A 22,883-nucleotide genomic window follows, 5' to 3' on the forward strand; every position below is an offset into this window, starting at 1 on the left:
TCCGTCAGGGGGCGGGCCAGCGAAGGCTGGGTGACCCGCACCCCGTCCATCGTCGACCGGATCCGGTCGTCCGGCGACGGTCGGGTGCCCTTTTCCGTCGAGTTCTCGCCGCCGCGGGACGAGGCCGCCGAGGCCCGTCTGTGGCGCGCCGTCCGCGAGTTCGAGCGGATGGGTCCGGCCTTCGTCTCCATGACCTACGGTGCCGGCGGGTCGACGCGCGACCGCACGGTCCGCGTCACCGGACAGCTCGCCGAGGAGACCACACTCCTGCCGGTCGCGCACCTCACCGCCGTGTCCCACAGCGTCGACGAGCTGCGGTCGATGGTCGGCGCCTACGCCGACCGCGGAATCAGCAACATCCTGGTCCTGCGCGGCGACCCGCCCGGTGACCCGCTGGGCGAATGGGAGAAGCACCCCCAGGGCGTCGAGTACGCCGAGGAACTCGTCCGGCTCGTCCGCGACCTCGGTGACTTCCACGTCGGTGTGGCGTCGTTCCCGGAAGGCCACTACCGAGCGCCCGATCTCGCGCACGACACCCGGTACCTGGTGTCGAAGCTGCGGGCCGGCGCCGAGTACTCGATCACCCAGATGTTCTTCGACGTCGACGACTACCTGCGTCTGCGCGACCGGGTGACGGCGTACGACCCCGAGCAGGGCGCGAAGCCGATCATCCCCGAGATCATGCCGATCACGTCGCTGGGGTCGGTCCGCCGCATGCTCGAACTGTCGGGGTCGCGTCTACCGGCGCACCTCGAGAAGCGGCTGGCCACGGCCGCGGGCGACGGTCCGGAGGAGAACCGCGCCGCTGTGCGCGAGATCGGCATCGACCTCGCCACCGAGATGAGTGAACGTCTCATCGCGGAGGGTGCGCCCGGCCTGCACTTCATCACCCTCAACTTCGCGCGCGCCACCAGCGAGGTGCTCGCCCGGCTCGGCGACAAGGTCGGTTCGGGTGTGGCGGATCCGGCCCCGGTCACCCCGGCGCCGGTCAGCTGAGCGTCCGGCCCTTCCACCGGGTGCGCCCACGCCGATGACTGCGGTGTGACGACACGGTCAGCGCCGTCACCGCGGCCACCGACAGCGGGTGTGCGAGCGCGCCGGCCATGTCCGCGGTGGTGAGGCGGTCGCCGCGTTCGAGTGCCCGGGCACACAGCCGGGACGTCGTGGCCGCGAGATACCCCACCGCGCCCCACTGGCGGACCCGTCCCCGTCCTGCCGCGAGAGCCACCGGCGGCACCAGGTACGCCACGGTCGCCACACCGAGGACCGCGGCGGCGCCGGGGCGGGAGCCGAAGGCCGTCCACAGCCAGCGGTCGTAGCCGCGGCGCAGCGCTCCGGCGTCCTCGTACATCCGGCACGACGCCGACCGGCCGGCCACGACCAGCGTGGTCGCCCGCCCGCACCGGCGAAGCAGGCGTGCGATGTCGAGATCCTCGGTCACGCTGTCGGCGACGGCCCGGTGACCCCCGACGTCGCGGTACGCGGCGGCGTCGAAGACCATGAACTGCCCGCAGGCGACGGCGGTGGACGGGCGCCGCGAGCGGTTGGCGAGTCGGACGGGCAGCGTCGCCGCCCACGACCAGCCGAGCAGCGGCTGCACCAGGGCCTCGCCTGCCGACCCCGCCTGCTGGAACGGCCACGCGCAGACCAGGGCCGTGTCGGACGCGCGCAGGGCGGCGCAGGCGGCGGTCAGCGCGTCCGGGCGCAACCGCACGTCGGCGTCGAGGAACACGAGGATCCCGGTGCCTGCCCGGCCCTGCGCGAAGGCGTGCTCGCTCACCCGGTGGCAGGCCGCGGGTTTACCCACCCACCCCGGCGGCGGTTCCGCGGTTCCCCGCACCACCGAGAACCGGGGGTCGCCGCCGGCCGCCGCTTCCGCGGCCCCGGCCGTCCCGTCCGTGGAGGCGTCGTCGTAGACGAACACCCGGAGATCGTCGACCCCGCGCTGTTCCCGCAGGTCGCGGATCAGGCCCGGCAACCGGTCGCGCTCGTCCCGGGCCGGGACGCAGACCGTGACGGGTTCGGTGACCGGGCGGGCCGGAGTAGGCAGGCGCGGTGCGGAGCGCAGGTTGGCGGCGGCGACGGCGAGACCGAACACCGAGACCAGGGAGCCGAACCGGACCACCCGCTCGATCGGCGCAGCGGTCACACCTCCGAGTGGTCCCGTCCGCGACGGCTGCCGAGCACCGGTTCCTTGTTGCGGGCCATCCACGCCAGCGCACCGACGATGACGGCGACACCCAGCGTCACACCGGCCATGATGCCCGCCCAGCCCGCGAAACTGCGGGTGCTGGGATCCGAATAGCGCACCTCGGCCCGGATCGTCGACGTGTCGCCGGCGGGCAACTTCCACGACACGATCGAATCGCCCTCGCGGGTGCCGTTGGTGGTGGCGACGCGGGCCGGGAACGCGATCGTGAACTGCACGTCGGTGCCCTGAGCGGGGACCGAACTGAGATCGGCCTTCCCGTCGAGGGTCACGAGGTCGCCGGTCCGCTGGAGCGAGATCTGGAAACTTCCCGTGGCCTGCTCCGACATGGTGCCGAGCTGCTGCACGTCGCCGAACGTGAGGTCGCTGAAGAACGCCTGGCTGCCCACGTAGCCGTCCTTCTTGTACTCCTGGACACGCACCTTGTCCGACAGCGAGCCGGGGGGAGTGAGCTGGGGGCCCTTGTCCTGATCGTTCGCCGGCACGGCGGCGGCCACGATCTGGCCGGAGACCCGGTCGTCGGCGGACACGCCCATCGACACCTGAACCCGCAGGCATCCCGCGAGGAACGGTACGAGGAGAAGTCCGAGGACGGCGAGGGACGCGGCCCTCCGCGAGCGGGTCGAGGTCGGAACCGAAGGCAGCTGCACAGTCGTATCGTGCCAGGGGACCGGTTCGGTGTCAGGCGTGAGGGTGCGTGTCGCGGGCCCCGGGGCGCCGGACGCCCGGCCGCAGCAGCGAGACCAGCAGGGGAACTCCCAGGATTCCCATCGCGCACCACCCGTAGACCGCCGAATACCGCAACTCGGGGGCGTCCAGGAAGACGGAGTGGGCCAGCGCCGAACCCAGCCACGTCCACAGGAACAACCCGATCGGGACGCCGTCGCGGTGCCGGGTTCCCCTGCCGAAGCGGCGGTCGATCCGGTCGACCGCGACCGCCATCACCGTCGCGACGACGAACCACCCCGCGTAGTTCGTCAGCGGAATGTGCTCGACCCCGGGCAGGCCGGCGTCGGTAACGCACCAGCGCCACTGGCCGTCCGCGACCATCTGCGGGTCCAGATACAGGTCCCAGCCGACGACGCCGACGGTCGTCAGCGCGACCCGGACGGCCCGCCGGTGCGGGCCGCGGGCGAGCGCCGACGCCACACACCACACCGGGTAGAAGCCGGCGGTCCAGGCGAACGGCACCACCAGGGGCACCCCGGCGAGCGCGGGACCGAGCCGGTCGACGCTGTAGTCGTAGCAGCCGTAGGGAAAGCCGGTCGCCGTCCCGGCGACCTCGGAGACCAGACCCAGCCCGGCCGTCACGACCACGAGTCCCACCGCCCAGCGTCCGCCCCGGGTCACGGCCGCATGGGTGATCGAGGCGGCGGCGAGCAGGACGACGACGAACACGGTGACGACGTCGCGGACCCCGCCGTGCACCAGCGGGTAGAGGATCTGCGCCGCGATCGCCGCCCCCGCGAGAACGGCGGGAACGCGGGCGGTCATCGCCGGCGCCACACGCGGGCCAGACCCTTTCGGTCGTCGCGGAGCGCGATCCGGGCGGCGCTGCGGCCGCTCGCGCCGGACACCCCGCCACCCGGATGGGTCGAGGCCCCCGTCAGGTACAGGCGGTCCGCTCCCGGAACCCGGTGCCCCGACAACTCGGGAAGGGGACGCCACATCATCATCTGGTCCAGTGACATCTCCACGTGCATGACGTTGCCGCCGAGCAAACCCATCTCGTCTTCGAGGTCCTGCGGAGACTGCACGTGCCGGTCGAGGACGGACTCGCCGAAACCGGGTGCCAGCGCGTCCATCTCCGCCACGATCCGATCGGCCTCCGGCGCGGCGAGGTCCGTCCACCGCCTGCCGCCGGTCAGCCGGTACGGCTGCCACTGCGACCACAGGGTCACCTGGTGCCTGCCTTCGGGCGCGATGGTGGGATCGAGCCCGCTGAAGCTCATCCCCAGCACCGCGGGCCGCGGCGGGAGCTCCCCGGCGAGCGCCGCCCCGTGCGCGAGCCGCAGCTGGGCGCGATCCGAGACCAGCAGCTGGAGCCCGTGGGTGACGGTGTCGTCGGGCGCACTCGGATAGGCGGGGAGCGCGTCGGTCGCCAGCCGCACCACCATCCCGATCCCCGGGCCGACGCGGATCCGGCGACGCCACCGGGCGAGCGTCTGCGCGTCGTACCCGCCGCGTTCGAGCAGGCCGAGGGTGGTCAGCACGTGGCAGCCCGCGACCACCGCGCGGGAGCGGATCTCGCGGCCCGACGACGTCCGGGTCGTCCAGGTGCCGCCGTCGCGGCTCAGCGAGACCACCGACTCGCCGAGCGTGACCGTCCCGGCGTCCGACCGCAGCCGAGAGGCGAGCGCCGCGGTCAGGGCTCCGCTGCCGCCGACGGCCCGGCCGGGCGGAACGGTGTGCATCAAGGCCGCGAACCCGACCATCGGCGCCGTCCCCGGCTCCGACATCGGCGGACCGGACTGGGCGCCGAACCATGCGAGTGCCGCCTTGAGTCGTTCGTCGTCGAAATACTCGTCGAGCAGTGCGTCGCCGGAACCGAGGAACTGCCGGGAGAGGTCGCTGCCGCCGCCGCCCGTGTCGAGCCCCCAGAACGACGAGAGCAGCGCGGGCGCGGTCGGCGGATTCGAGAACGCGCGCATGACGCGGGCGCTGCGCGGACCCCACACGTCCACGAACCGGCGGTACGCGTCGGCGTCCGCGGCCCCACAGGACTCCTCGATGGACCGGCACGTCCCCTCGAGGCTGCGGCGGAACACGATCCCGGGCCGGTCCGTCCCCGCGGGGGCGGGGGCGAACGCCCACGGATCGCAGTCGAGGTACCGCAGGCCGTGCGCGCCGAGGTCGAGTTCCTCGACGATTCCCGTGTGCCGGACCATGATGTGCGCGGACGACCCACGGTCGACCTTGTATCCGGGGAAGCGTTCCACCGTGGACACCGCTCCGCCGAGCACGGTGTCGCGTTCGATCACCTCGACCGACCACCCGGACCGCGCGAGGTAGCACGCCGACACCAGCGCGTTGTGTCCCGACCCGACGACCACCGCGTCGATCACAGGGGAAGCCCGCGTCCCAGCACCGCGAACGGCCGGTTGTCCCCGGCGAATCGGAAGTGGCGCAGGACATCCCGGAAGCCGAGGCGGCGGTACAGCCGCCACGCGCGGTTGTCCTCGTCCGCCACTTCCGGGGTGGAGAGCAGCACTCCGCGTTCGGGTCTGCGTTCGAGGAGGCGCAGGAGCAGGGTCTCGCCGAGCCGGTGTCCCTGGGCGTCCGGGTGGACGTGGAGTTCGGTGAGTTCGAAGTAGTTGCCGAGGATCACGTCGATCTGGTCGCGGGTCCACCCGGTGTGGCGCAGACCGGAACGGACCTGCTGGTGCCACCACTGCTCGGGGGCCCCGCGGTAGCCGTAGGCGATGGCGACGAGGCGGGCGGCCGCGTCATCGGTGGATCCGTCACCGGCCGGGACGAGTGCGCCGACGCCGCGCCACCCCGACCGCTGGAGGTGCTCGTTCCACATCGGCGCCCGGTGGTATTCGGTGCCGTGGGGATAGCCCATGGCGGCGACGTAGATCGACAGCGCCTCGTGCAGGCGGTCGCGGAACTGGGCGGCCGAGAGTTCGACCACGCGCGGAGTCTGGTCAGCGTTCGGTTCGACCGGTCTCACCTTTCTCTTGACGACGTGTCGGTGGGTCCAGCTATATTGAATAGGTCGAACAGATGTTCGATGGCGGGGATCCGGCGATGCTCGAGGGAAGCGAGCATCGCCGGCCCCCGGACTTACGACCTGACTACGCCCGGCGGGGTGGTTGCACCGGGGTTTTGGAGGTGTTCGAAGTGATGACGAACCCGGTCACGGGACCGACCTCTGGGAACTCGCACCGGCGGGGTGACGTACGCAACCCGGCCACGAGGCGCGGTTCGGTGCTGCTCGATCGCGCCGACGCGCTCCTCGCCCAATCGGTGGGGGCAGGTGGCCCGGCGGATCGATTCCACAGCGCGTACCTGGCCGCGTTGCGCGGCGCGGGCGCGGTGCTGGCCGCCGCGGAGGGGCCTGCGGCGGGGAGCAAGAGGACACGAACACGTAACGCCTGGGTGCTCATGGCGCGCGCGGCGCCGGAGTTCGGGAATTGGGCCGACTACTTCGCCGGACACTCGGGCACCCGCGCCGCCATCGAGGCGGGAATGTCGCGAACCCTCACCGATCTCGAGGCCGACGAGTTCTTCGTCGAGGTCGGGCGCTTTCTCCAGGCCGTCGAAGAGCACATCGGACGTGGCGCAGGTCTCGATTTGCGGGCCTCCTGAGCGGCGGGCGCCCGGAAACGGCGGGAAAACGGTGAGGCGTCCGCGACATTGCGGTGCCCCGAACGTCGTTCGGTGCGGGAGTCCGTAAGGTTGGTGGGGAACTCGTACGTGGAGTAGGTGGTACGGGGATCGAACTGCTCGTATTATTAAATCTAGGTAGCCGCCAAAGTCGGTTACCCACCGTCTCGCACCGTGAGGCGGTGGCCAACACTCCAGTGCCGGGGGAGGTACCGTGCCACTCTCCGAGCACGAGCAGCGCATGCTCGACCAGATCGAGAGCGCTCTCTACGCCGAGGATCCCAAGTTCGCCTCCACTGTGCGAGGCGGTCGCATGCGTGCGGCATCGAGTCGTCGTCGATTGCAGGCGGTGGCCCTGTTCGTTCTGGGCCTTGTTCTGCTCATCGCCGGCGTCGCCCTTCCGATCAAGCCGGGCGGTTTCCCCGTCATCAGCCTGATCGGCTTCATCGTCATGTTCGGTGCCGGAGTCCTCCTCCTGTGGGGTGGAGGAAAGAGCAAGTCCGGACAGTCCTCGCGTGGTGGCTCGACCACGCAGGGTGAGACCGGCCGTGCCGAACGCGGTAAGCCCCGAAGCGGGCGCAAGAGTGGCGGATTTTCGTCGCGAATGGAAGACCGCTTCAAGAAGAGATTCGAGCAGGAGTAGTACGACCCGCTCGGCAGTTCAGTGGCGGCGTGGCATGTGATGCCACGCCGCCACTGCTGTCTCCGGGGCCGGCACCCGGTCGCCCGGCGCCCATTCGGCCCGGTCGTGCCCGGCAGGTGGGGCCAGTGAATGCTCCAGCCCACGAATCCCCACCCTCACCCACCCCGTTTCCCCACTTTCCCCCCTCGGGTCTGCGACAAGCCGTGGGGCAGGGGTAACGCACCAGTCCGGTGAGCTCTCACCTGGGCTTTTCCGGTGTTCCGCGCCGCTGTGTGCCGGGGCGCGATCGATGGTGCCCGTGGCGATGATCACGTCGGGAATCTTCCCCCACCCACTCCAATCTGCGTTGACCAGCAAGTATTGGGCAAATAGGGGGACAACACGCCGTTATCTGCCTTGTGGGTGGGGGAAAGTGGGGTACTGTGGTGCGCAGCGGGGAGCGAAGGTGAACCGCCCGGGCATACGGCGTTCGATTTCGAACGCGGTGGGAGGTGTCGAGTGTTTCTCGGTACCTACACGCCGAAGCTCGACGACAAGGGGCGGCTCACGTTGCCCGCAAAGTTCCGGGATGCGCTGGCGGGAGGGTTGATGGTCACCAAGGGTCAGGATCACAGCCTCGCGGTGTATCCCCGGGAAGAATTCACCGCTCTCGCACGCAAGGCCGCGGCCGCGTCGAGAAGCGATCCGGAGGCGCGAGCCTTCGTTCGCGGACTGGCGGCAGGTACCGACGAGCAGCACGCAGATGCCCAGGGGCGCATCACCCTCTCGGCAGATCACCGTCGTTACGCGGGTCTCTCCAAGGACTGCGTAGTGATCGGTTCGGTCGATTTCCTCGAAATCTGGGATGCGCAAGCCTGGCAGACCTATGTCGAGGCGAACGAGGAGAACTACTCGCAGGCAACAGGAGTCGCGCTCGGCGAAATCGTCTGAGCGTGAACACGTCCCGGCGAATGCCGCGAGGCCTCTGTCCGACGGAACCCTGACGCACTTCCCCAGCGCCAGGTTTTCATTTCGGGCAGGGACCTCGAAGCATTCGCCACGGCAACTGGCCGACACGAGAAGTTCGAGCAGTGAACCCCGGCACCGGGCTTGTTCACCCGCACCGCAGAGCAGGAGCCGGAGGGATCATGGTGGATCACGAGGGGGAAGATTCCTCGCCCGCCGATGGTTTCGGTCACATCCCGGTACTGCTTCACCGCGCAGACGAACTGCTGGGCCCCGCTCTCACCGCGAACGACCCGCAAGGCGGGGGCGCCGTGATGATCGACGCGACCCTCGGCCTCGGCGGGCATTCCGAGCACTTCCTGCGGACCTACCCCCAGCTGAGGCTCGTCGCCCTCGACCGTGATCCGCACGCACTGGAGATCGCCGGCGGCCGGCTCGCCCCGTTCGCGGACCGGATCACGTTCGTGCACACCCGCTACGACGGCATCGAGGATGCGCTCACCCAGGCGGGTCTCTCCGCGCGGGAGTCGGTGCACGGCATCCTCTTCGACCTCGGCGTCTCCTCGATGCAGCTCGACGAATCGGATCGCGGGTTCGCGTATTCGATCGACGCGCCCCTGGACATGCGGATGGACCCGACCACCGGCATCACCGCGGCCGAGGTCCTCAACACGTACAGCCACGGAGATCTCGCTCGCATCCTCAGCACGTACGGCGAGGAGCGCTTCGCGGGCAAGATCGCGTCCGAGGTGGTCCGGCAACGCGCGAAGGAGCCGTTCACGACCAGCGCACCGCTGGTCGAACTGCTGTACCGCACCATTCCTGCGGCGACCCGCCGTACCGGGGGACATCCGGCGAAGCGGACGTTCCAGGCCCTTCGAGTGGAGGTCAACGGCGAGCTCGATTCACTGCGCGCCGCGGTACCGGCTGCACTCGACGCGTTGACCGTCGGGGGACGCGTCGTGTTCATGTCGTACCAATCCCTGGAAGACCGGGTCGTCAAGCAGGAAATCACCCCCAGGTCCAAGTCGAAGAGCCCGGAGGGGCTTCCCGTCGAATTACCGGGGATGGGACCGGAGTTCCGGATCCTCACACGAGGGGCGGAGCGCGCGTCCGAGCAGGAAATCGAAGAGAACCCACGATCAGCCCCGGTGCGGTTGCGCGCTGCAGAAAGAATTGCCAGGAGGTCGGCGGCATGACGGTTCAGGTGAGTTCCACCGAGATTCGGCCCGCGCGGGCGGACAACCGGTCGGGCGCGGCTGAGCGGGCGTACAAGAAGCGCACCCAGCGCGCGGCCGTGCACAACGGATCCGCGATCGCCGTCTCCGGCAAGAACCGCACCGGCACGCTCACCGCCCGCATTCCGTTCGTGGCGACGATCCTCGTTCTGCTCGCGACGGGCCTGGCCGTCACACTGCTGCTCACGACCCGGTCCGCGGAGGACTCGTACCAGCTGAGCGCCGCCCGCGCGCACAACCAGTCGCTCGCGGAGGAGAAGGCGGCGCTCCAGCGTGACGTCGAGACCGCCAACTCCGCCCCGAAACTGGCGGAGGAAGCGGCCAAGCTCGGCATGGTCCCCGCGAACGACCCGGCTCGGCTCGTCGTCCACCCCGACGGCAGCGTCGAGGTCGTCGGAAAACCGGCCCCGGCGTCGGGTGCGCCCGTGCCTCCACTCGACGCGGCCGCCCCGAACACCCAGCGTGGCAACTCCGTGGCTACCGCCCCGAATCGAGGGAGCACCACGCAGTCTCCGCGCGCCACGCCGCAGCCCGGCAATGGCACGGAGATCCAGGCGCAAGGTGAACAATTGGTTCCCGTGATCCCTTCGGCCGCCGCACCGACGACTGCTCCACCCTCCGGTGGTCGCCGGTGAGTCGAAGCGCACCGAGAAATCGTCCCCGGCGCCCTGCGGGCGCCGGGAGCGCGTCATTTCCGTTCAGGCAACGGATCGGGCGCGGACTGATGTTCTTGGCGCTCGGCCTCGCCGCCGTGCAGCTTCTGTGGATCCAGGTCATCGACGCACCGCAACTGTCCGCGGAGGCGGCGAACCAGCGCACGACCACCGAGGTGGATCCGGCGCTGCGCGGGTCGATCACCGACCGCAACACCAATCCCATCGCCTTCACGATGGAAGCGAAGGCGCTGACGTTTCAGCCCACGCGGGTGCGCAAGGAACTCGAGGAGGCGAAGGCCAAGAGCGATACCGCCCCCGACGTCGATTCGCGACTCGACGCGATCGCGAATGAGATCCACGACCGGCTCGGCGACGCCGCACCGGAGAAGGATCTGAAGGAGAAACTGCACGGCGACGAGACGTTCGTCTATCTGGCGCGCAGCGTCGACCCGAACATCGCCGCGCAGATCAGCGACAAGTTCCCGGAGGTCGGCCTCGAACGCCAGGACATCCGCGAGTACCCGGGCGGGTCCCTTGCCGCCAACCTCGTCGGCGCCACCGGCTGGGACGGTCACGGACTGCTCGGCCTCGAGGATTCGCTCGACTCCACCCTCGCCGGCACCGACGGCTCCCAGACGTACGACAGGGGCTCCGACGGCGCGGTGATTCCCGGCAGCTGGCGTGACAAGCAACCGGCGGTGGACGGATCGAGCGTCGAGCTCACCATCGACTCCGACCTGCAGTACTACGTACAGCAGCAGGTTCAGATGGCCAAGGACAAGTCCGGCGCGAAGGACGCGTCGGCGGTCGTGCTCGACTCCCACACCGGTGAGGTGCTCGCGATGTCGAACGACAGCACGTTCAATCCCGCGATCGGGGTCGGCAACAACCCGCGAACGGTGGAGATGGGCAACCTGCCGGTGAGCACGCCGTTCGAGCCGGGATCCGTCAACAAGATCGTCACCGCGGCGGCCGCGATCGAGTACGGGCTGACCTCACCCGACGAGGTTCTCGAGGTTCCCGGCAGCATTCAGATGTCAGGTGTGTCGGTGAAGGACGCGTGGGACCACGGGGTCGCGCCGTACACGGCCACGGGCGTGTTCGGTAAGTCCTCGAACGTGGGCACCCTGATGCTCGCCCAGCGCGTGGGGGAGGACCGTTACGCGGACATGCTGTCCAGGTTCGGTCTCGGCCAGCGCACCGACGTCGGGCTTCCCGGTGAGAGCGCGGGCAGCGTCCCCAGCCGGGACCAGTGGTCGGGGGGCACGTTCGCGAACCTTCCGATCGGACAGGGCCTGTCGATGACCCTGCTGCAGATGACCGGCATGTACCAGGCGATCGCCAACGACGGTGTCCGCATCCCGCCGCGCATCGTCAAGGCGACGGTCGACGCGTCCGGCAACCGGACCGAGACGGAGGCGCCGGAGGAGGTGACGGTCGTCAGCCCGCAGACCGCGGCCACCGTCCGCGACATGTTCCGGTCCGTCACCCAGAACGACACGGGCAACCAGCGCGGCACCGGGGTGCAGGCCGCCGTCGACGGGTACCAGATCAGCGGCAAGACGGGCACCGCCCAGCAGGTCGATCCCGCGTGCAAGTGCTACTCGAACTCGAACTACTGGATCACGTTCGCCGGGATCGCTCCGGCCGACAATCCGCGGTACGTCGTCGGAATCATGCTCAACGCGCCGACACGCAGTGCGGACGGCTCCGGTGGGCAGTCTGCTGCCCCGCTGTTCCACAACATCGCGTCCTGGATGTTGCAGCGCGACAGCGTGCCGATGTCCCCGGACCCCGGACGCAGGCTGGTGCTGCAGGCCGATTGAGCGAAGGTCGGCCGAATCGGGTTCCGGGAGCGCTCGCGGTAATCTGACACGTCGGCCGTTCAGTGGACACGCGCATTTGCCGTGAACGCAGGGAACTGCCGAGGTAGCACGCTGTATCGATCCGTGCACTACGCCGTTGTCCGTGAGAGTCGACATCCGAGAGGAGCCCGGTGCCTGTTCCGTCCCGCCCGCAGTCGGCGTCAGTGGAGGCGAAGGTCACAGACGGTCTTCGCCCCGCCCAGCCGGTCCGTACCACGGTGAGCGCTCTGGCCGCGCTCGCCGGAGCGAGGGTCGAGGCACCCACCGGAACCGCCGAGCACGTGATCGTCACCGGGGTGGATCTGCGCGCCCAGGGGATCATGGAGGGCGATCTGTTCGCAGCCCTTCCAGGGGCCCGCGCGCACGGCGCGGAGTTCGCCGCCGACGCTCTCGAACGCGGAGCCACCGCGATCCTCACCGACGAGGCCGGATTCGCGCTGGTGTCCGCACTGGGCACCGATGCTCCGGTGCTCGTCCACGACGACCCGCGCGGCGTGCTCGGTGAGCTATCGGCCACCATCTACGGTCGCCCCTCGGAGAAGATGCAGGTCATCGGCATCACGGGGACGTCGGGGAAGACCACCACCTCGTATCTCGTCGAAGGCGCCCTCAACGCGGCAGGCCGGACGACGGGTCTCGTGGGCACGATCGAGACCCGGATGAGCGGCCGCCGGGTGCCGAGCGCCCTGACGACCCCCGAGGCGCCGCAACTCCACGCGCTGTTCGCCGTGATGCTCGAGCAGGGGATCGACACCGTCGTCATGGAGGTGTCCAGCCACGCGCTGTCCCTCGGCCGCGTCGACGGAGTCCGCTTCGACGTGGGCGCGTTCACCAACCTCTCCCAGGACCACCTGGACTTCCACCGCGACTTCGAGGACTACTTCGCCGCCAAGGCGCGGCTCTTCGCGGCCGACTCGTCCGTGCACGCGCAGTACGCCGTCATCTGCGTCGACGACGTGTGGGGCCGGCGGATGGCCGAGGTCGCGCGCGGCGCCCACTCGATCGTGACGACGGTCGCGACGACGCCGGTGACCGACGGCGCGGTGTGGACGGCGGGCCCGGCGACGGTGTCGGCATCCGGCTCGCAGACGTTCGCGCTCACCACCGCCGAGGGCACGGCGCTCGACGTGGAACTCCGGCTGCCGGGGCAGTACAACGTCGCGAACGCTTCGCTCGCCGTCGCGTTGTGCGCCGCGCTGGGCGTCGATCCGCGCGACGCCGTCGCCGGTATCGCCGGGGTCGACGTGCCGGGCCGGGTGCAGCGGATCGACCGGGGGCAGGATTTTCTCGCCGTCGTCGACTACGCGCACAAGCCCGCCGCGGTGGAGGCCGTGATCGCGACGCTGCGCGAGCAGGTCCGCGGCCGCGTCGCCGTCGTCGTGGGTGCCGGGGGCGATCGCGACGCGGGTAAGCGGCCCCTGATGGGCGCCGCGGCCGCGCGGGGAGCCGACCTGCTGATCATCACGGACGACAACCCGCGTACCGAGGATCCGGCGAAGATCAGGGCCGCGATCCGCGAGGGCGCCCTCGGGGTGCCCGAGTCCGAGCGGGGACAGGTGTGGGAAGTAGCGGACCGAGCGAAGGCGATCGCCGACGCCGTCGGCTGGGCGCAGGCAGGCGACGTGGTTCTGGTCGCAGGCAAGGGACACGAGATCGGTCAGGAGATACACGGGGTGAAGTACCCATTTGACGACCGCGACGTACTGGGCGACGCGATCGAGCGACAGGTCGGAGGAACGCGATGATCCCGATGACACTCGCTCGGATCGCCGAGATCGTGGGAGGCGAACTGCACGATGTCGCCGACCCGTCGGCCGAGGTGACGGGAACGGTCGAATTCGACTCGCGCAAGGTCGCCGGCGGCGGATTGTTCCTCGCCCTGCCCGGCGCCCGCGTCGACGGACACGATCACGCGGCAGCGGCGATCGAGGCCGGTGCGGTCGCGGTCCTGGCCGCGCGCCCGGTCGGGGTCCCCGCCGTGGTGGTCACCCCGACGCCCGGGGCAGGCCCGAGCAAGGCGATGGCGCTCGAACACGACACCGACGGATCGGGCGCCGCCGTACTCGCGGCCCTCGCAAAGCTCGCGCGCGCATCCGTCGACGACCTCGCCGCGAAGGGGCTCACCGTCGTCGGCGTCACCGGCTCGGCAGGCAAGACGTCGACGAAGGATCTGCTCGCCGCCGTCCTGCGGCCCCTCGGTCCCGTCGTCGCGCCGCCCGGATCGTTCAACAACGAACTCGGCCACCCGTGGACCGCGCTGCGCGCGGACGCCGAAACGGGATTCCTGGTTCTGGAGATGTCGGCCCGGGACCGCGGCCACATCGCCTCTCTCGCAGCGATCGCGCCCCCGAAAATCGGGGTGGTCCTCAACGTGGGAACGGCGCACCTCGGCGAATTCGGTTCGCGGGACGCGATCGCCGCGGCCAAGGGCGAACTCCCGGAGTCGCTGCCCTCGGCGGAGGACGGTGGAGTCGCGATCCTCAACGCGGACGATCCGCTGGTGGTGGCCATGGCCCCGCGCACGTCGGCGCGGGTGGTGCTCGTCGGCCGCTCGGAATCCGCGCACGTGCGGGCCACCGACATCGTGCTCGACGAGAGGGCAAGGGCGCGTTTCACTCTCACGACGACGGCGGGCAGCGTTCCCGTCGAACTCGCCGTGCATGGTGAGCACCAGGTCGGAAACGCACTCGCAGCAGCCGCGGTGGCGCTCGAATGCGGTGCGCACCTCGACCAGATCGCGCAGGCGCTCTCCGGCGCCGCCGCCGTCTCGGGGCGCCGGATGGACGTCCGCGACCGGCCGGACGGTGTGACCGTCGTCAACGATTCGTACAACGCGAACCCCGACTCGATGCGGGCCGCCCTCAAAGCGCTGGTGTCGATGGCCAGGTCGGGCCGGGGAGCGGCGCGCCGGAGTTGGGCGGTGCTCGGAGAAATGGCCGAGCTGGGTCCAGAATCAGTGGTCGAACACGACGCCATCGGCAGATTCGCGGTCCGGCTCGATGTCAGCAGGCTGATCGTCGTCGGAACCGGAAGGCCCTCCCGTGCCATGCACCAGGGTGCGGTCATGGAAGGTTCGTGGGGTGAGGAGTCGATCCTCGTCCCCGACATCGCCGGTGCGGTCGCACTGCTCGAGAAGGAACTGGCGCCGGGAGATCTGGTGCTGGTCAAGGCGTCGCAGTCCATCGGATTGTGGGAGGTCGCGGACACGGTGTTGGCGGGAAGCACGGGACAGAAGGGTTCGGAGGCTACGCGGTGAGACAGATCCTCTTCGCGGCGGGCATCGCGCTCGCTGTCTCGATTCTGCTGACCCCCGTTCTCATCAAGGCCTTCTCCCGTCAGGGGTTCGGCCAGGAGATCCGCGTCGAAGGTCCGGCGAGTCACCAGTCGAAGCGCGGCACGCCGACGATGGGTGGCGTCGCCATCCTCGCCGGACTGTGGGCGGGCTACTGGGGTTCGCACATGATCGGCATCGGGTACGACGCGGACGGACCGTCGGCGTCGGGACTCCTCGTGCTCGGTCTCACGACGGCGCTCGGCGGCGTCGGGTTCCTCGACGACTTCATCAAGATCCGCAAGCAGCGCAACCTGGGGCTGAACAAGACGGCGAAACTCGTCGGACAGCTCATCGCGGCGGTGGCGTTCGGCATTCTCGCGCTGCAGTTCCGCGGTGCGAACGACCTCACCCCCGGCAGCGAGCACCTGTCCTATGTGCGCGACATCGCGACGGTCACGATGGGCTCCGTCGTATTCGTGGCGTTCTGCTACCTGCTGGTGAGCGCGTGGTCGAACGCGGTCAACCTCACCGACGGCCTCGACGGGCTCGCCGCCGGTTCCATGAGCCTGGTGCTCGGCGCATATGTGATCATTACGTTCTGGCAGTACCGCAACGCGTGCGAGACGAGCCCCGGCAAGGGCTGCTACGACGTCCGCGACCCGCTCGACCTTGCCCTGATCTGCGCGGCCGGCGCCGGTGCGTGCATCGGATTCCTCTGGTGGAACGCCGCGCCCGCCAAGATCTTCATGGGCGACACCGGTTCGCTGGCACTCGGCGGCATGCTCGCCGGACTGTCGATCACGACGCGCACCGAACTGCTGATGGTCGTGATCGGCGCGCTGTTCGTCGCCGAGGCGGCGTCGGTGGTGATCCAGGTCGCGGTGTTCCGGTCGAGCCGAAGACGCGTGTTCCGGATGGCCCCGTTCCACCACCACTTCGAACTCGCCGGGTGGGCGGAAACCACGGTGATCATCCGTTTCTGGTTGCTGGCCGCCATCGCCTCCGCGATCGGGCTCGCGCTGTTCTACAGCGAGTACCTGGCAGCGATCGGGGGCTGACGCCGTGACAGAGGAACACGGCGGGCTCGACTGGTTGCGGGGCCGCAGTGTCCTCGTCGCCGGTGCGGGTGTGTCCGGCCGCGCCACCATCGAACCTCTTCGTGACCTCGGGGCCCACGTCACCGTCACCGACTCGAACGTCGACGCCCTCGCCGAATGCGCACGGCTGGGGGCGGCGACCGTCCCGATCGACGATCTGCTCGCCGAGCGGGAGCGGGTCGCCGAGTTCGCGCTGGTCGTGACGAGTCCGGGTTTCCGCCCGGACGCGCCGCTGCTCTCGGTCGCCGCCGGGGACGGGGTGCCGATCTGGGGCGACATCGAATTCTCGTGGCACGTGGACCGGGCCGGGCTCTACGGCCCGCCGCGGCGGTGGCTGGTGGTCACCGGCACCAACGGCAAGACCACGACGACCTCCATGCTGCACTCCGTTCTCGAGGCGGCCGGGTTGCCGAGCCTGGCCTGCGGCAACATCGGGCTCCCGGTGCTCAACGCACTGCGGCAGACCGAACCGCGGGCGGACGTGCTGGCCGTCGAACTGTCGTCGTTCCAGCTGCACTGGGCGCCGTCGGTCCGGCCGACTGCGGGCGCGATCCTCAACATCGCCGAGGATCACCTGGACTGGCACGGCGGCATGCAGCCGTACATCGACGCGAAGGCCCGCGCCTTGACCGGTGAGGTCGCGGTGCTCGGTCTCGACGACGAAGTCGCGTCCTCTCTCTTCTCCTCGTCCCTCGCAGCGCGCACCCTGGGTTTCCGGCTGGGGGTGCCCGCGCCGGGCGAACTGGGCGTCGAGGACGGCTATCTCGTCGATCGCGCGTTCGCGGAGGGCGAGCGGCTGGCCCCGGCCGACGGGATCACCCCACCCGGGCCCGCCGGACTGATGGATGCGCTGGCAGCGGCGGCTCTCGCCCGGGCGATCGGGGTTCCGCCTGCCGCCGTCGCAGCAGGCCTGGCCGCCCACGTGGTGGGCCCGCACCGGGCGGCGCACGTCGCCGACGTCGGGGGAGTGACGTTCGTCGACGACTCCAAGGCGACCAACCCGCACGCCGCCCGCCCGTCGATCCTCGCCCACGACCGGGTGGTGTGGATCGCCGGCGGTCTGCTGAAGGGTGCGCGGGTCGACGACCTCGTCCGGGAGGTGGCCGGCCGCCTCGCGGGCGCCGTCCTGCTGGGCCGCGATGCGAGGCAGATCGCAGAGTCGCTTGCGCGACACGCCCCCGAGGTTCCCGTGGTCACCGTGGAAACGGGAGACGATGCAGGTGTGAGTGCAGTCCCGCAGACCGCGATGCACCGGGTGGTGCTGCCGGCGGACACCGACAGCGACGCTGTGATGGGCGTCGTCGTGCGCGAGGCGGCTGCGCTGGCAACGGCAGGCGATGCCGTCGTCCTGGCGCCCGCGGCGGCGTCGCTCGACATGTTCGACAGTTACGGTCACCGGGGGCGCAGCTTCGCGGACGCCGTCGGCAGGCTCGACGAGTCGGACATCTCCAGGACACCGCGATGACCTCCGCCGGAGCCCGCACCCGCCGCGTCCCCGAAGGACAGCGGTCCCCGGCCCGCACCGCCGCCGCACCCGGGGTGGCCAAGCGCGCACCGTCGAGTCCGCGCACGCGGGCGGCCCCTCCCCGCAGCCCGCGCACCCGGATCGGGGCGTGGCTGTCGCGGCCGCTGGCGTCGTTCCACCTCGTCGTGACCATCGCGTTTCTGCTGACGGTCCTCGGCCTGGTGATGGTGCTGTCGTCGTCGAGTGTCGAGGCCTACGCCTCCGACGGCTCGGCCTACACCCTCTTCACCCGGCAGGCGCTGTTCGCGGCTCTCGGACTCGGCCTGTTCTACGCGGCGCTGCAGATCCCCGTCCGGGTGATGCGTGCCCTGTCGTTCCCGGCGTTCGCGGTCACGATCATCCTGCTGGTCCTGGTCCTCATCCCCGGGATCGGCACCGTGTCCCAGGGCACGCGTGGCTGGTTCGTGGTCGCCGGATTCTCGTTGCAGCCCGCCGAGCTCACCAAGATCGCGCTGGCGGTATGGGGTGCGCACATCCTGGCGTCGCGCCGCAGCGACATCTCCAGCGTCCGCGACATGCTGGTGCCGCTGGTTCCGGCCGCTCTCATCGCGTTCGTCCTGATCATCCTGCAGCCCGATCTCGGCACGACGGTCTCGCTGGCCATCATCCTGATGGCGCTGCTGTGGTTCGCGGGACTGCCGCTGAAGCTGTTCGTCGCCATCGTCGGCACCGGCGTCGCCGGAATCGTGATCCTCGCGCTCACCGCCGGCTACCGGTCCGCTCGCGTGCGCGAGTTCCTCAACCCCGGCTCCGACCCGCAGGGCATCGGATACCAGTCGCGGCAGGCGATGTACTCGCTCGCGGACGGCGGGATCCTCGGCCGCGGGCTCGGGCAGAGCCGCGCGAAGTGGAGCTACCTGCCGAACGCGCACAACGACTTCATCTTCGCGATCATCGGCGAGGAACTCGGATACCTCGGCGGCGCCGCGGTCCTCGGCCTGTTCGGGCTGTTCGTGTACACGGGCCTGCGCATCGCGGCCCGATCCGCCGACCCGTTCCTCCGGTTGCTCACCGGAACGGCGACCGTGTGGATCACCGGGCAGGCGTTCATCAACGTGGGATACGTGATCGGGCTGCTCCCCGTCACCGGGCTGCAGTTGCCGCTGGTGTCGGCGGGCGGAACGTCGACGGCCACCACACTGTTCATGTTCGGTCTCGTCGCCAACGCGGCGCGGCACGAACCGGAGGCGGTCGCGGCGCTGCACTCCGGGCAGGACGGCCCGTTCGGTCGTCTGCTGCGGCTCCGCAAACCGGAGGCGTATTCACCGGTGCGGGCGGACGCGGCGCGCGCAGAGGCGGTGCGCCGGGCCGAGGCCCGTCGCCGGGCCGGTCGCGAGATGGCCCCGCGGACCCGCAGCATCACATACGAGAAGGGCCGCCCCGAACGCGGCAAGGGCCGCACCCCCGAACGCGGTGCACGTCAACAGCGAAGCTCGGGTGGCCGAGCAGGAGAGCGAGGATTTCGTAGGTGAACGGCGACAAGCCCACCCTGTCGGTGATCGTGGCCGGCGGTGGTACCGCCGGGCACATCGAACCGGCCCTGGCCGTGGCCGACGCGATCAAGGCGATCGACGACACCGCGGTGGTGACCGCTCTCGGCACGGCGCGTGGCCTCGAAACCACGCTGGTTCCCGAGCGGGGCTACCCGCTCGAACTCGTTCCGCCGGTGCCGCTGCCCCGTAAACCCACCCTCGACCTGCTGCGGCTGCCCGGGCGCGTGCGCGCGTCGGTGCGCCGTACCCGCGAGGTGCTCGACGCGACCAATGCCGACGTCGTCGTCGGTTTCGGCGGGTACGTCGCGCTGCCCGCGTACCTCGCGGCAGGCCCCGGCCTGCTCCGCCGCCGGCGCCGCATCCCGATCGTCGTGCACGAGGCGAACGCCAGCGCCGGGATCGCGAACAAGATCGGCGCCCGCCGCGCCGCCCGCGTCCTGGCCGCGGTCGCCGGTTCGGGCGTGTCGGCACGGGGGCGCTCGGACGCCGAGATCCTCGGTATCCCGGTGCGGGCGTCGATCACCGGTCTCGACCGGGCCGCGTTGCGCGCGGAGGCGCGTGCACACTTCGGCCTCCCCGCCGACGGCCCGGTGCTGCTGGTGTTCGGCGGTTCGCAGGGCGCGCGGTCGCTGAACGAGGCCGTGTCAGGTGCGGCCGAGTCGCTCGCGGCGGCCGGGGTGGCCGTCCTCCACGCGCACGGACCGAAGAACACCCTCGACGTTCCCGCGACCCCGGGCGGCCCGCCGTACGTGGCCGTTCCCTACCTGTCGCGGATGGACCTCGCCTATTCGGCGGCGGACGCCGTGATCTGCCGGTCGGGTGCGATGACGGTTGCCGAGGTGTCGGCGGTCGGCCTTCCCGCGGTGTACGTGCCGCTGCCACACGGCAACGGTGAGCAGGAACTGAACGCGCGGCCGGTCGTGGCCGCCGGAGGTGGAATGATTGTGGCCGACGGAGACCTGTCCGCCGGATTCGTCGCGGAGACCGTGATCCCCCTGCTGCGCGACCCCGCACAGCTCGAGGACATGGGACGACGCGCGGCCGGCGCGGGTCACCGCAGCGCAGCCGCCGAGGTTGCGCGCATCGTGATCGACGTGGCCGCGCAGACGAGGGGAACCCGATGACCGACCTGCCCGCGCAGTTGGAACGTGTCCACATGGTCGGGATCGGCGGCGCCGGAATGTCCGGAATCGCGAGGATCCTGCTGGCCAGGGGTGGACAGGTGTCCGGTTCGGACGCCAAGGAGAGCCGCGGCGTCCTCGCGTTGCGTGCCCGCGGCGCGCAGGTCCGCATCGGCCACGACGCCTCCGCACTCGACCTGCTGCCCGGCGGCCCGACCGTCGTGGTCACCACCCACGCCGCCATCCCCAAGGACAACCCGGAACTCGTGGAGGCGGCCCGGCGCGGGATTCCCGTGATCCTGCGGCCCGCGGTGCTGGCCTCGCTGATGCAGGGGCACCGCACCCTGCTGGTGTCGGGCACCCACGGCAAGACGTCGACCACGTCGATGCTGGTGGTGGCGCTGCAACACTGCGGGTACGATCCGTCGTTCGCGGTCGGCGGCGAACTCAACGAGGCCGGAACCAACGCCCACCACGGCAGCGGCGACGTGTTCGTCGCCGAGGCCGACGAGAGCGACGGTTCACTGCTCCAGTACGACCCGAACGTCGTCGTCGTCACCAACGTCGAGGCCGATCACCTCGACTACTTCGGAAGCCCCGAGGCCTACATCCAGGTATTCGACGATTTCGCGGCCCGGCTCTCGCACGGCGGGCTGCTCGTCGCCTGCCTCGACGATCCGGGGTCCGCGGCGCTCGCGCAGCGGGTGGCGGCACGGGGACTGCCCGGGGTGCGGGTGCTCGGCTACGGCAGCGCCGAGGATGCGGACGGGGCCTTCGCTCCGATCGACGGCGTCGAGGTCGGCGCGCGCCTGCTGAGTTTCGAGGCCAGGGACGTCGGCGGGGTACTGCAGTTCCAGCTGGCCGGGGAGCAGGCGCCGAGAACGATCCGGATGAATGTGCCCGGCAGGCACATGGCGCTCAATGCGCTGGCCGCGCTCCTCGCCGCCATGGAGGCGGGCGCCGACGTGGACGAAATCCTCGAGGGCATCGCCGGTTTCGGGGGAGTGCACCGCCGGTTCCAGTTCACCGGCCGCGAGCACGGGGTGCGTGTGTTCGACGACTACGCGCACCACCCGACCGAGGTGCGTGCCGTGCTCGGCGCCGCCGCCGATCTGGTGCGCCAGCCCCACGAGGCCGATCGCCGCGAATCCGAGGACTCGGTGCGCAGCGGCAAGGTCATCGTGGTCTTCCAGCCGCACCTGTATTCCCGCACAGCAACATTCGCCGAGGAATTCGGGCACGCACTGGACCTCGCCGACGAGGTCGTGGTCCTCGACGTGTACGGGGCGCGGGAAGAACCGCTCCCGGGCGTCAGCGGCGCCCTGGTCGCGCTGTCGGTGTCGAAGCCGGTGCACTACCAGCCGGACCTGTCGCAGGCGCCGCGTCAGGTCGCGGGACTCGCGTCCCCCGGTGACGTGGTGATCACCATGGGCGCCGGCGACGTGACGATGCTCGGGAACCAGATCCTCGACGCTCTGCGTGCGGCTCCGCACCACCACCCGTCGCGATGACGCGGGAGCGCCGCGGCCGGTCCGAGCGGCCGGACCGCCCTGTCCGCCGCGACGCCGCGCGCAGTCCGCAACCGGGCACGTCCGGCGCACGCGCCGCGGCGGGCGACCGGACGTCCTCGCGTCGGCGCAGCGCGATCGCCACCGACCCCGGCACGCGGCGCACCCGCGAATCGGCTTCGGCGGCACGGAAGTCCACGGCGGTGGAGACGCCGCGGCGTCCGTGGTACCGGCGGCCTGCGGTGATGGGTGTGGTCGGCGTCGTCGTGGTCGTGGCGCTCGGTCTCGTCGCGTGGTTCACGCCGCTGCTGTCGGTGCGGCAGACGGACGTCGCGGGGGCGACGTCGATTTCCGAGGAGCAGATTCGCCAGGCGCTGGCGGTGCCGCAGGGGCAGCCGCTGCTCCGGGTCGACACCGAGGGCGCGGCCCTGCGCGTCGCCGCGATCCCGAAGGTGGCGTCCGCCCGCGTGCAACGGGTGTACCCGTCCACCATCCGCGTCACGGTAACCGAGCGGGTGCCCGTCGTGTTCGTCGACAGCCCCGGCGGCACCCATCTCCTCGACGCGGAGGCCGTGGATTACGAGATCGCACCGCCGCCGCCCGGGGTGCCGCGACTGGTGACGGAGAAGCCGGGGTGGGGCGACCCGTCGACGGAGGCGGCGATCGAGGTGCTGGAGTCGATGCCGCCCCAGCTGCGCGGTCAGGTGGGACAGGTTGCGGCGAAGTCGATTTCGGATATCGCGGTGACACTGCTCGACGGCCGGATCGTGGTGTGGGGCGGCACGGAGAAGTCCGAGCGCAAGGCCGCGGTCACCCTGCCGCTGCTCACCCAGCCCGGGCAGACGTACGACGTGTCGAGTCCCGACCTGCCGACGGTGCGGTGAGGGGCCGTGACCCGGATGCGAAAGAGTTGCGGGCGAGTTCGTCAAATAACTCGGCGCGTCTCGGCGCGCCTAATGGCGTATCCGTATGACGGTGCA

General features: G+C 70.6%; 20 protein-coding genes. 15 read left to right on the forward strand and 5 right to left on the reverse strand.

The features are described 5' to 3' along the window. Positions 1-30 precede the first annotated feature (30 nt). Entirely contained in the window at positions 31-996 is a 966-nt protein-coding gene (gene metF / locus BLV94_RS41740; RefSeq protein WP_206015927.1) for a methylenetetrahydrofolate reductase [NAD(P)H], read from the forward strand. On the opposite strand, the gene BLV94_RS41745 is transcribed toward metF, so the two are convergent. From BLV94_RS41745 to BLV94_RS41765, 5 genes are read right to left on the reverse strand one after another with little or no spacing between them, the layout of a single operon-like run. Then, positions 989-2,149 (reverse strand): glycosyltransferase family 2 protein, encoded by a 1,161-nt coding sequence (locus tag BLV94_RS41745; protein ID WP_072945385.1) that lies wholly within the window; start codon positions 2,147-2,149, stop codon positions 989-991. The two genes, metF and BLV94_RS41745, sit on opposite strands and share 8 nt — an antisense overlap. Then, entirely contained in the window at positions 2,146-2,859 is a 714-nt protein-coding gene (locus BLV94_RS41750) for an LppM family (lipo)protein (RefSeq protein ID WP_072945383.1), read from the reverse strand. Before BLV94_RS41750 ends, BLV94_RS41745 begins: the two co-directional genes overlap by 4 nt. Positions 2,860-2,890: 31 nt before the next feature. After that, positions 2,891-3,703 carry a carotenoid biosynthesis protein gene (locus BLV94_RS41755; protein ID WP_072945413.1) on the reverse strand — a complete coding sequence of 271 codons (813 nt, stop codon included), beginning with the start codon at positions 3,701-3,703 and terminating at the stop codon, positions 2,891-2,893. After that, entirely contained in the window at positions 3,700-5,274 is a 1,575-nt protein-coding gene (locus BLV94_RS41760) for a phytoene desaturase family protein (RefSeq protein ID WP_072945381.1), read from the reverse strand. Before BLV94_RS41760 ends, BLV94_RS41755 begins: the two co-directional genes overlap by 4 nt. Next, the gene (locus BLV94_RS41765; protein WP_072945379.1) at positions 5,271-5,882 is read right to left on the reverse strand and encodes a GNAT family N-acetyltransferase; all 612 of its coding nucleotides are present in this window, start codon (positions 5,880-5,882) and stop codon (positions 5,271-5,273) included. The genes BLV94_RS41760 and BLV94_RS41765 overlap by 4 nt, the downstream gene beginning before the upstream one ends. A 173-nt stretch (positions 5,883-6,055) precedes the next feature. On the opposite strand from BLV94_RS41765, the gene BLV94_RS41770 reads away from it, so the two are divergent. The 14 genes from BLV94_RS41770 to BLV94_RS41835 all read left to right on the forward strand — a co-directional run bounded on the left by BLV94_RS41770 (position 6,056) and on the right by BLV94_RS41835 (position 22,787). After that, on the forward strand, positions 6,056-6,520 hold the full coding sequence (locus BLV94_RS41770) for an SAV_6107 family HEPN domain-containing protein (RefSeq protein ID WP_241031272.1): 465 nt from the start codon (positions 6,056-6,058) through the stop codon (positions 6,518-6,520). A 232-nt stretch (positions 6,521-6,752) separates the two neighbouring features. Then, entirely contained in the window at positions 6,753-7,181 is a 429-nt protein-coding gene (locus tag BLV94_RS41775; protein ID WP_012688068.1) for a DUF3040 domain-containing protein, read from the forward strand. 498 nt (positions 7,182-7,679) lie between these two features. Next, entirely contained in the window at positions 7,680-8,111 is a 432-nt protein-coding gene (gene mraZ / locus BLV94_RS41780; RefSeq protein ID WP_005247637.1) for a division/cell wall cluster transcriptional repressor MraZ, read from the forward strand. 197 nt (positions 8,112-8,308) lie between these two features. Continuing rightward, positions 8,309-9,325 (forward strand): 16S rRNA (cytosine(1402)-N(4))-methyltransferase RsmH, encoded by a 1,017-nt coding sequence (rsmH, locus tag BLV94_RS41785; protein ID WP_072945375.1) that lies wholly within the window; start codon positions 8,309-8,311, stop codon positions 9,323-9,325. Beyond that, positions 9,322-9,999 carry a cell division protein FtsL gene (gene ftsL / locus BLV94_RS41790; protein WP_072945373.1) on the forward strand — a complete coding sequence of 226 codons (678 nt, stop codon included), beginning with the start codon at positions 9,322-9,324 and terminating at the stop codon, positions 9,997-9,999. Before rsmH ends, ftsL begins: the two co-directional genes overlap by 4 nt. Beyond that, a complete protein-coding gene (locus BLV94_RS41795; protein ID WP_072945371.1) occupies positions 9,996-11,846 on the forward strand; it encodes a peptidoglycan D,D-transpeptidase FtsI family protein in 1,851 nt (616 codons plus the stop codon). The genes ftsL and BLV94_RS41795 overlap by 4 nt, the downstream gene beginning before the upstream one ends. Before the next feature lie 170 nt (positions 11,847-12,016). After that, the gene (locus tag BLV94_RS41800) at positions 12,017-13,630 is read left to right on the forward strand and encodes a UDP-N-acetylmuramoyl-L-alanyl-D-glutamate--2,6-diaminopimelate ligase (protein WP_072945369.1); all 1,614 of its coding nucleotides are present in this window, start codon (positions 12,017-12,019) and stop codon (positions 13,628-13,630) included. Next, the gene (locus tag BLV94_RS41805; protein ID WP_072945367.1) at positions 13,627-15,141 is read left to right on the forward strand and encodes a UDP-N-acetylmuramoyl-tripeptide--D-alanyl-D-alanine ligase; all 1,515 of its coding nucleotides are present in this window, start codon (positions 13,627-13,629) and stop codon (positions 15,139-15,141) included. The genes BLV94_RS41800 and BLV94_RS41805 overlap by 4 nt, the downstream gene beginning before the upstream one ends. Then, entirely contained in the window at positions 15,138-16,217 is a 1,080-nt protein-coding gene (gene mraY, locus BLV94_RS41810; RefSeq protein WP_072945365.1) for a phospho-N-acetylmuramoyl-pentapeptide-transferase, read from the forward strand. Before BLV94_RS41805 ends, mraY begins: the two co-directional genes overlap by 4 nt. 4 nt (positions 16,218-16,221) lie before the next feature. Continuing rightward, positions 16,222-17,721, forward strand: coding sequence for a UDP-N-acetylmuramoyl-L-alanine--D-glutamate ligase (gene murD, locus BLV94_RS41815; RefSeq protein WP_072945363.1), 1,500 nt, complete (start codon positions 16,222-16,224; stop codon positions 17,719-17,721). Next, entirely contained in the window at positions 17,718-19,253 is a 1,536-nt protein-coding gene (ftsW, locus tag BLV94_RS41820; RefSeq protein ID WP_072945361.1) for a putative lipid II flippase FtsW, read from the forward strand. The genes murD and ftsW overlap by 4 nt, the downstream gene beginning before the upstream one ends. Continuing rightward, a complete protein-coding gene (gene murG / locus BLV94_RS41825; protein ID WP_072945360.1) occupies positions 19,250-20,398 on the forward strand; it encodes an undecaprenyldiphospho-muramoylpentapeptide beta-N-acetylglucosaminyltransferase in 1,149 nt (382 codons plus the stop codon). The genes ftsW and murG overlap by 4 nt, the downstream gene beginning before the upstream one ends. Next, positions 20,395-21,906, forward strand: a complete 1,512-nt coding sequence (gene murC, locus BLV94_RS41830) for a UDP-N-acetylmuramate--L-alanine ligase (RefSeq protein WP_072945358.1) — start codon at positions 20,395-20,397, stop codon at positions 21,904-21,906. Before murG ends, murC begins: the two co-directional genes overlap by 4 nt. After that, the gene (locus tag BLV94_RS41835) at positions 21,903-22,787 is read left to right on the forward strand and encodes a cell division protein FtsQ/DivIB (RefSeq protein ID WP_244163771.1); all 885 of its coding nucleotides are present in this window, start codon (positions 21,903-21,905) and stop codon (positions 22,785-22,787) included. The genes murC and BLV94_RS41835 overlap by 4 nt, the downstream gene beginning before the upstream one ends. Positions 22,788-22,883 lie beyond the last annotated feature (96 nt).

Origin of the sequence: Rhodococcus koreensis (assembly GCF_900105905.1) — a bacterium.
GTDB lineage: Bacteria > Actinomycetota > Actinomycetes > Mycobacteriales > Mycobacteriaceae > Rhodococcus_F > Rhodococcus_F koreensis.